This window comes from Mycobacterium sp. (assembly GCF_032162105.1).
In the GTDB taxonomy this organism is placed as follows: Bacteria; Actinomycetota; Actinomycetes; order Mycobacteriales; family Mycobacteriaceae; genus Mycobacterium.
Map to the genome: position 1 here is coordinate 1 of NZ_JAVRPS010000487.1, position 2892 is coordinate 2892.

The 2892-nt window shown below is 68.7% G+C and carries 3 protein-coding genes; 2 read left to right on the forward strand and 1 reads right to left on the reverse strand.

The window, feature by feature from the left end; translation table 11 throughout:
* Positions 1-163 precede the first annotated feature (163 nt).
* On the reverse strand, positions 164-1684 hold the full coding sequence (locus tag QOC69_RS25130; RefSeq protein WP_526444737.1) for a dolichyl-phosphate-mannose--protein mannosyltransferase: 1521 nt from the start codon (positions 1682-1684) through the stop codon (positions 164-166).
* 81 nt (positions 1685-1765) lie between these two features.
* On the opposite strand from QOC69_RS25130, the gene rsmI reads away from it, so the two are divergent.
* Together rsmI and QOC69_RS25140 are read left to right on the forward strand one after the other, a co-directional pair.
* Complete coding sequence (gene rsmI, locus QOC69_RS25135) at positions 1766-2608, forward strand: 16S rRNA (cytidine(1402)-2'-O)-methyltransferase (protein WP_526444733.1); 843 nt, start codon at positions 1766-1768, stop codon at positions 2606-2608.
* 19 nt (positions 2609-2627) lie between these two features.
* The coding region (locus QOC69_RS25140) for an alpha/beta fold hydrolase (protein ID WP_526444735.1) at positions 2628-2892 on the forward strand (265 nt) is incomplete at its 3' end.

Consider the following 2892-nt stretch of genomic DNA (forward strand, 5'->3'; position numbering starts at 1 on the left):
CGCAGCTGCCCGCGAGTGAGCACACCTTGAGCTAGTCGCTCGCTGCCTATGAAGACGTCCTGCATGCCGTGATGCTTCCGAGGTGCCACGACAATTCGGCACGCCATCGTTGATATTGCGCCGACGGTTGTGGAGCTGCCGTTCGCGTCGAGCGCAAATTCAGCTATCGCCAGCTGGGCAGCCAGATCTGCATGTCCCACGTCGATTGCGAGATGGGCAGCCCGGTGAGGATCGGGTACATCCACGCGAAGTTCGTGATGACGATGGCCACGTACAGACACACGACGAGCAGCCCCAGCGTGTGGCGTTCGGCGTTCTGGCGTGGCGCATAGAGGATGTCGCCAAGGATCAATGCGATCGCCATCACCAGGAACGGTGCCATCGGCGCGGCATAGAAGAAGTACATCTGCCGGTCGATGTCGGCGAACCACGGCAGGTAGCCCGCGCCGTAGCCGACCAGCACCACGGCGTACCGCCAGTCGCGCTTGACGAACGCCCGCCACAACGCCCAGCCCAGCACCGGCACCGCGAGGAACCACATCGCCGGCGTACCGACCAGCATCACCGCCTTGACGCAGGACTGCGCGCCGCACCCGGCGACGTTGTCCTGGTCGATCGCATACAGCACCGGCCGCAACGACATCGGCCACGTCCACGGCTTCGATTCCCACGGATGGTGGTTGCCCGCGGCGTTGGTCAACTCCGAGTGGAACTTGTACACCGAATAGGTGTAGTGCCACAGCGAGCGCAGGGCGTCGGGCATCAGACCGCCCTCGCCGATCGACTGCCCTTCCTCGTGCCGGTTGGTCGCGGTCTCCGAGGCGAACCACGGACCGTAGGACGCCAGGTAGACGCCGAACGGGATGAGTCCGAACACGTAGACCGACGGACCGAAGTCGCGCCGCAGCGTGCCCACCCACGGCCGGGGCACCCGGTACTGACGACGCGCCGCCACGTCGAACGCCAGCGTCATCACGCCGAAGAACACCATGTAGTACAGGCCCGACCACTTCGTCGCGAACGCCAGTCCCAGCAGCACCCCCGCGCCGAAGCGCCACCAGCGCACCCCGAGGCGCGGGCCCCACGGCGTCTCGCCGATGCGGCCCTCGAGCAGTGCGACGTGCATCCGCTCGCGCATCTGGTCGCGGTCGACGATCAGCGCACCGAACGCCCCCACCACGAACACGACGAGGAAGACGTCCAGCAGGGCAGTGCGCGCCGAGACGAAGCTGACGCCGTCGGCGACGATCAGCAGCCCGGCGATGCCGCCGATCAGCGTGGAGCGGCTGATCCGCTGGACGATCCTGGCCACCAGCAGGACGGTGATCACGCCGCACACCGCGGCGCTGAACCGCCAGCCCAGCCCGTTGTAGCCGAACAGCGCCTCGCCGATTGCCATCAGCTGCTTGCCGACCGGCGGGTGCACGACCAGCCCGTAACCCGGGTTGTCCTCGACGCCGTGGTTGCCCAGCATCTGCCAGGCCTGCGGGGCGTAGTGCTTCTCGTCGAAGATCGGCGTGAGCCCGTCGGTCGGCGAGCCGAGGTTCAGGAACCGCGTCACGGCCGCCAGTGCGGTGATCACCGCCGTCATGGCCCAGCCCTGCAAACGGTCGATCGGTCCGAAGTCGGGGGCGGGCATCAAGGGGGCGGGGCTGATCACCGGGACCGCGCGTCTGGCGTCCATGACATCCGGGACGGCCGGGATATCCGAGACGTCCGGGTCGGCGGGCGGGGCGGTCACACGAGCGATCGTAGGCTGTGCACTGTGACGGAAGGTCGACTGCTGCTCGCGGCCACGCCGTTGGGGCAGGTCGCGGACGCTTCGGCACGCCTGGTCGAGGCGCTCGGCAACGCCGACGTCATCGCCGCCGAGGACACCCGACGGGTCCGGACCCTGGCGCAGGCGCTCGGCGTCAAGCCTGCCGGCCGGGTGGTCAGCTTCTTCGATCAGAACGAGGCGTTACGCGTGCCAACCCTGGTCGATGAGATCGCGGCCGGTGCGACGGTGCTGGTGGTCAGCGACGCAGGCATGCCGCTGATCAGCGATCCCGGGTATCGCCTGGTCGCGGCTTGCGCTGAAGCGGGTTTGCGGGTCAGCTGCCTTCCAGGCCCCTCGGCGGTGACGACGGCGCTGGCGGTGTCTGGTCTGCCGTCGGACCGGTTCTGCTTCGAGGGCTTCGCCCCGCGCAAGCACGCCGCGCGGACGTCGTGGCTGGCCGCGCTGTCCGGCGAGCAGCGGACGTGCGTGTTCTTCGAGTCGCCGCGTCGTCTTGCGGAGTGCCTGCGCGACGCCGTCGACGCGCTCGGTCCCGACCGCCGGGCGGTGGTGTGCCGCGAGCTGACCAAGACCCACGAGGAGATCAAGCGGGGATCGCTTGGCGAGCTCGCCGAGTGGGCCGCCGACGGTGTGCTCGGCGAGATCACCGTGGTGCTCGCGGGCGCGGTGCCGCGCGCGGACGTGGCGACGCTGGTCGCCGAGGTGCTCGTACGGGTGGACGCCGGCGAGCGGGTCAAGGACGCCTGCGCCGACGTGATCGCCGAGAATCCTGGCGCGCCGTCGCGGAACGCGCTCTACGATGCGGTTCTGCGCTCACGTGGGGGAGCGTGACGGAGGGGGGTCGCAAACCATGGCACTGCCCGCACTCGTCCTCGTCCATGGCGGCGCACACGCCGCGGACTGCTGGGACCTCACCATCGACGAAATCCACCGTCTGGCACCGGAGTTGACGGTACTCGCGGTGGACCTGCCCGGTCGGCGGGGCAAGCCCGGCGATCTTTGGACGCTGACCATCGCCGACTGGGTGAACTCCGTCGTCGCCGACATCGACGATGCCGGGCTGAACGAGATCGTCATCGTCGGTCATTCCATGGCTGGCCTCACGGTTCCGGGTG

Excerpts from the sequence above, each read along its gene's own strand:
- QOC69_RS25130 (WP_526444737.1), bottom strand. The coding sequence starts at position 1,684 with ATGGACGCCAGACGCGCGGTCCCGGTGATCAGCCCCGCCCCCTTGATG.